The 4,955-nt window shown below is 56.8% G+C and carries 6 protein-coding genes and 4 tRNA genes; all 10 read left to right on the forward strand.

Annotation, left to right across the window (positions count from 1 at the left end):
* Nucleotides 1–448 precede the first annotated feature (448 nt).
* The 10 genes from DWW12_RS09505 (at nucleotide 449) to rplA (ending at nucleotide 4,830) form a co-directional block, all read left to right on the forward strand.
* Nucleotides 449–530: transfer RNA gene (locus DWW12_RS09505), tRNA-Tyr, on the forward strand.
* Nucleotides 531–540: 10 nt separating this feature from the next.
* Nucleotides 541–616: transfer RNA gene (locus DWW12_RS09510), tRNA-Thr, on the forward strand.
* A gap of 3 nt (nucleotides 617–619) precedes the next feature.
* Nucleotides 620–696 (forward strand) — tRNA-Met (locus DWW12_RS09515).
* A gap of 96 nt (nucleotides 697–792) precedes the next feature.
* Nucleotides 793–1,983, forward strand: a complete 1,191-nt coding sequence (gene tuf / locus DWW12_RS09520; protein ID WP_117563790.1) for an elongation factor Tu — start codon at nucleotides 793–795, stop codon at nucleotides 1,981–1,983.
* 279 nt (nucleotides 1,984–2,262) lie between these two features.
* Nucleotides 2,263–2,412, forward strand: a complete 150-nt coding sequence (rpmG, locus tag DWW12_RS09525) for a 50S ribosomal protein L33 (RefSeq protein ID WP_022093895.1) — start codon at nucleotides 2,263–2,265, stop codon at nucleotides 2,410–2,412.
* Between the two features lie 13 nt (nucleotides 2,413–2,425).
* Nucleotides 2,426–2,501: transfer RNA gene (locus DWW12_RS09530), tRNA-Trp, on the forward strand.
* A 76-nt stretch (nucleotides 2,502–2,577) separates the two neighbouring features.
* Nucleotides 2,578–2,916, forward strand: coding sequence for a preprotein translocase subunit SecE (gene secE, locus DWW12_RS09535; protein ID WP_117855823.1), 339 nt, complete (start codon nucleotides 2,578–2,580; stop codon nucleotides 2,914–2,916).
* Nucleotides 2,917–2,919: 3 nt separating this feature from the next.
* Complete coding sequence (gene nusG, locus DWW12_RS09540; protein WP_006234984.1) at nucleotides 2,920–3,456, forward strand: transcription termination/antitermination protein NusG; 537 nt, start codon at nucleotides 2,920–2,922, stop codon at nucleotides 3,454–3,456.
* A 120-nt stretch (nucleotides 3,457–3,576) separates the two neighbouring features.
* A complete protein-coding gene (gene rplK, locus DWW12_RS09545; RefSeq protein WP_022093893.1) occupies nucleotides 3,577–4,005 on the forward strand; it encodes a 50S ribosomal protein L11 in 429 nt (142 codons plus the stop codon).
* A 117-nt stretch (nucleotides 4,006–4,122) separates the two neighbouring features.
* The gene (gene rplA / locus DWW12_RS09550) at nucleotides 4,123–4,830 is read left to right on the forward strand and encodes a 50S ribosomal protein L1 (protein WP_089572518.1); all 708 of its coding nucleotides are present in this window, start codon (nucleotides 4,123–4,125) and stop codon (nucleotides 4,828–4,830) included.
* Nucleotides 4,831–4,955: the final 125 nt, after the last annotated feature.

Consider the following 4,955-nt stretch of genomic DNA (forward strand, 5'->3'; position numbering starts at 1 on the left):
AGGCGGGGCATTCCCCGCCTCTTACACCACATCTCTGCGCGCTACCAATGAGCGTGGATAATCTCCCACTTTGGGCTCGAAGCCACGTCAAAAGTGGGAGATTATCCACGCTCGATTTCAAACGGGAGATAATCCACGCTCGAATTTGCCGCGGAAGCCCGATCTCGACCTATATATAGGTGTAAATAAGCCGGTATCGAAGTTCGATCCTGAAGGTGTACTCCACTACACCAAAGTGTTACCTTGGGAAACGTCACCTCTGTATCCAAAACCATCGTCCTTCATATCCAAACTCAACAAAACCGCAGGTCAACGGTATATAGATACGCCCGGGGCCGTGTATTTAGAGGTTTTCGTTGACAGCCCCCAAGGTTGCATCGTATTATCTTTTTCGTTCGCGGGGGCGGCGGTCCAAAAGACCAAAGGACCTGCGGATACTTGAACGATTGGGAGTTTGCCCGAGTGGTTAATGGGGACGGGCTGTAAACCCGTTGGCTCTGCCTACATAGGTTCGAATCCTATAGCTCCCACCCGTCAAGTGCCTGTATAGCTCAGTCGGTAGAGCACTTCGTTGGTAACGAAGAGGTCACCAGTTCAAGTCTGGTTGCAGGCTCCATCCGGCGGTGTAGCTCAGTTGGTTAGAGCACACGGTTCATACCCGTGGCGTCACTGGTTCGAATCCAGTCACCGCTACCATAGGTAACACGGTGGCTTCTCAATAGTATGTTGAGAGGCCACTATGGTATAAAGGCAAAGTCCCGTCCGGGGACGACCTGTTTAGAGGAGGGCTTTATGGCCAAAGAGAAGTTTGAGCGCACTAAGCCGCATGTTAACATCGGCACCATTGGTCACGTCGACCACGGCAAGACCACGCTGACCGCTGCCATCACCAAGGTTCTCTCCGAGACCGAGGGCTGCAAGGCTGACTTCACTGCGTTCGAGAACATCGACAAGGCTCCCGAGGAGCGCGAGCGCGGCATTACGATCTCCGTCTCCCACGTCGAGTACGAGACTGCTGCCCGTCACTACGCTCACGTTGACTGCCCGGGCCACGCTGACTACGTCAAGAACATGATCTCCGGTGCTGCTCAGATGGACGGCGCTATCCTGGTCATCGCCGCTACCGACGGCCCCATGGCTCAGACCCGCGAGCACATCCTGCTCGCCCGTCAGGTCGGCGTTCCCTACATCGTCGTCTTCCTGAACAAGTGCGACATGGTCGACGATGACGAGCTCATCGACCTCGTCGAGATGGAGACCCGCGAGCTCCTCTCCGAGTACGATTTCCCCGGCGACGACATCCCCGTCATCCGTGGTTCCGCTCTGGGCGCTCTCGAGGGCGACGCCAAGTGGATGGACGCCATTCGCGAGCTCATGAACGCTGTCGACGAGTACATCCCGACGCCCGCTCGTAACAACGACCTCCCGTTCCTGATGGCCGTTGAGGACGTTATGACCATCTCCGGCCGTGGTACCGTTGCTACCGGCCGTGTCGAGCGCGGTGAGCTCAAGCTCAACGAGCCCGTCGAGATTGTCGGCATCAAGGATACCCAGAACACCGTCGTTACCGGTATCGAGATGTTCCGTAAGTCCATGGACTTCTGCGAGGCTGGCGACAACGTCGGTCTGCTGCTCCGCGGCATCAAGCGCGAGGACATCGAGCGCGGCCAGGTTCTCTGCAAGCCCGGTTCGGTTACCCCGCACACCAAGTTCACCGGTGAGATCTACGTTCTGACCAAGGAGGAGGGCGGCCGTCACACCCCGTTCTTCGATGGTTATCGTCCTCAGTTCTACTTCCGTACCACCGACGTTACCGGTACGGTCAAGCTCCCCGAGGGCACCGAGATGGCTATGCCTGGTGACCACATCACCATCGAGGGCGACCTCATCCACCCGATCGCCATGGAGGAGGGCCTGCGCTTCGCTATCCGCGAGGGTGGCCACACCGTCGGTTCGGGCATCGTCTCCACGATCATTGAGTAAATTAGCTCTTTGATATAGCTGACTTAGAGAACCCGGCACTTATTTGGGTGCCGGGTTCTTTTCTGCAATGGATATTGAGCCGTTGCTGGTGTCGAGAGGATCGATAATGGTCCTGGATGCACCGTCGATTAGATCTCGATGGCTTCATTGATGTGTTCCAAATATGAATGGATCCACCGAGAACCAATTGACTCGAGGTTTTCATTGACAGCACTTACGTGGAGCTGATAAAGTAACAACTCGTGCCCGTACGGGGCGGAAATGAAAGGTTCAGGATACATGCGTACTCTAGTTACTCTTGCGTGCACTGAGTGCAAGCGCCGCAACTATACGACCACCAAGAACAAGTCGACCATGCCTGATCGTATGGAGATCAAGAAGTATTGCCCCTGGTGCCGTCACCACACGCTGCACAAAGAGACTCGCTAGTCTCTAGTCATATACGCCAGTAGTTCAATTGGTAGAGCATCGGTCTCCAAAACCGAGTGTTGAGGGTTCGAGTCCTTCCTGGCGTGCCAGTCATTATTCCGTAAGCTCCCATTTGGGGGCTTACGGTTTACTCATGTATAAGCGCATTGCGCGGAGGTAACCCAAATGGCCAACAAGAAGAACAAGAAGAAGGCACAGCAGCAGGCGCCTGCCAACAACGCTGCCGCCAACTCCAAGGTTGAGGCCAAGAAGGCCGTTGCCAAGAAGAGCGAGAAGGCTGCGAAGTCCAAGAAGAACGAGAAGCCCGGCTTCTTCGCCCGCACCAAGAAGTACTTCGCTTCGGTGAAGTCCGAGATGAAGCGTGTCACGTGGCCCGACAAGAAGGAACTCGTTAACTACTCCGTTGTCGTTTGCGCTTCTCTGGTCGTCGTCGGCGTCGTCATCGCTCTGCTCGATGCTGGCTTTGGCGAGGCTCTTGCTCTGTTCTCCGGATTGAGGGGCTAAACCATGTCTAAGCGTTGGTACGTCGTTCACACTTACTCTGGATACGAGAACCGTGTTAAGTCCGATCTCGAGCATCGCATCGAGACCATGGGCATGCAGGACCGTATCTTTGATATCGAGATTCCTATGGAGCGTGTCACCGAGATTAAAGAGGGTGGCAAGCGTGAGACCAAGGATTCCAAGATCTTCCCGGGTTATGTCCTGGTCCGCATGGAGATGGATGACGATGCTTGGACGTGCGTTCGTAACACGCCTGGCGTCACCGGTTTCCTGGGCGGCAACGGCAAGCCCGCTCCGCTTTCCCGCGACGAGTACAACAAGATGACTCGTCGTCCCGGTAAGGGCGATTCGCCCAAGCGCACCTCGGTCGATATTCAGGTCGGCACGTCCGTCCGCGTCACCGATGGCCCGCTTACCGACTTTGATGGCAAGGTCTCCGAGGTTAACACCGAGGCAGGCAAGCTCAAGGTCACGCTGATGATCTTTGGCCGCGAGACGCCGGTCGAGCTCGACTTTAACCAGGTCGCTGTCATCGCTTAAGTTTTCGTCCGTTCGCGCGAGCGTGCTTCTTCTGTGACTGCTCATCTCAGGAGTGCTTCTAACACGTGCGTGCTTACGATATAGCAAGTACTTCACACTCGTGATTCGAAAGGAATGACCATGGCTGAGAAGAAGGTTGCCAACGTCATTAAGCTCCAGATTCCTGCTGGTGCAGCTAACCCCGCTCCTCCCGTCGGCCCCGCCCTGGGCGCTGCTGGCGTGAACATCATGCAGTTCTGCCAGGCCTTTAACGCCGAGACGCAGGACAAGAAGGGCGACATCATCCCCGTTGAGATCTCTGTCTACGAGGACAAGTCCTTCTCCTTCATCACCAAGACCCCGCCGGCGGCTCACCTCATCAAGAAGGAGCTGAACCTCAAGTCTGGTTCCGCTAAGCCCCAGGCCGACAAGGTCGGTCAGCTCTCTCAGGAGCAGCTCACCAAGATCGCCGAGATCAAGATGCCGGACCTCAATGCCAACGACATTGACGCCGCCAAGAAGATCATCGCCGGTACCGCCCGTTCCATGGGCGTCACCATCGCTGAGTAGCTATTTCTTTAGGTAATGACGGGTGCTCCGACCGGGGCGCGCGTTATATGTGTGCAATAGGGCACACGATACGATGTGGGAGGGCTCACGCCCGTTTAACCACAGGAGGTAATGCACATGGCTAAGCATGGTAAGAGCTATAACGCCGCTGCCGAGAAGATCGACCGCGCCACGCTCTACACCCCCCTTCAGGCTGCCAAGCTCATCAAGGAGCTCGACACCGCCAAGTTCGACGAGACCGTCGAGGCCCACTTCCGTCTGGGCATCGATACTCGTAAGGCTGACCAGAACATCCGTGGTTCCATCTCCCTGCCCCACGGCACCGGCAAGACCGTTCGTGTTGCCGTCTTCGCTGAGGGCGAGAAGGCCCGCGAGGCCGAGGCTGCTGGCGCCGACATCATCGGCTCCGACGAGCTCGTCGCCCAGATCCAGAAGGGCGAGATCAACTTCGACGCCGCTATCGCTACGCCGAACATGATGGCCAAGGTTGGCCGCATCGGTAAGATCCTTGGTCCCCGTGGCCTCATGCCGAACCCCAAGCTCGGCACCGTGACCATGGACGTCGCCAAGATGGTCTCCGAGCTCAAGGCTGGCCGCGTTGAGTATCGCGCCGACCGTTATGGCATCTGCCACGTGCCCCTGGGCAAGAAGTCCTTCTCCGAGCAGCAGCTCGTCGAGAACTACGCTGCCCTGTACACCGAGATCCTGCGCGTCAAGCCCTCTTCTGCTAAGGGCAAGTACGTCAAGTCCATCTCCGTGTCTTCCACTATGGGCCCTGGCGTCAAGGTCGATCCCGCTATCCAGCGCGACTTCCTGGCTGAGTAACTAACAGTTACTGCCCGAGCAAAGCAAGCATTGCTAAAGAGACCCGGTTCTGCCTCGTGCAGGACCGGGTCTCTTGCTATCGGCTTATAGGACAAAATGTGTGTCTACTTTAGGGGCGTCGGCGC

The sequence above is a fragment of the Collinsella sp. AF14-35 genome (genome assembly GCF_003464565.1).
Lineage (GTDB): Bacteria > Actinomycetota > Coriobacteriia > Coriobacteriales > Coriobacteriaceae > Collinsella.

Coding starts and splice junctions, on each gene's coding strand:
- nusG (WP_006234984.1), top strand. CDS start 2,920: ATGTCTAAGCGTTGGTACGTCGTTCACACTTACTCTGGATACGAGAAC.
- rplA (WP_089572518.1), top strand. CDS start 4,123: ATGGCTAAGCATGGTAAGAGCTATAACGCCGCTGCCGAGAAGATCGAC.
- rplK (WP_022093893.1), top strand. CDS start 3,577: ATGGCTGAGAAGAAGGTTGCCAACGTCATTAAGCTCCAGATTCCTGCT.
- tuf (WP_117563790.1), top strand. CDS start 793: ATGGCCAAAGAGAAGTTTGAGCGCACTAAGCCGCATGTTAACATCGGC.
- rpmG (WP_022093895.1), top strand. CDS start 2,263: ATGCGTACTCTAGTTACTCTTGCGTGCACTGAGTGCAAGCGCCGCAAC.
- secE (WP_117855823.1), top strand. CDS start 2,578: ATGGCCAACAAGAAGAACAAGAAGAAGGCACAGCAGCAGGCGCCTGCC.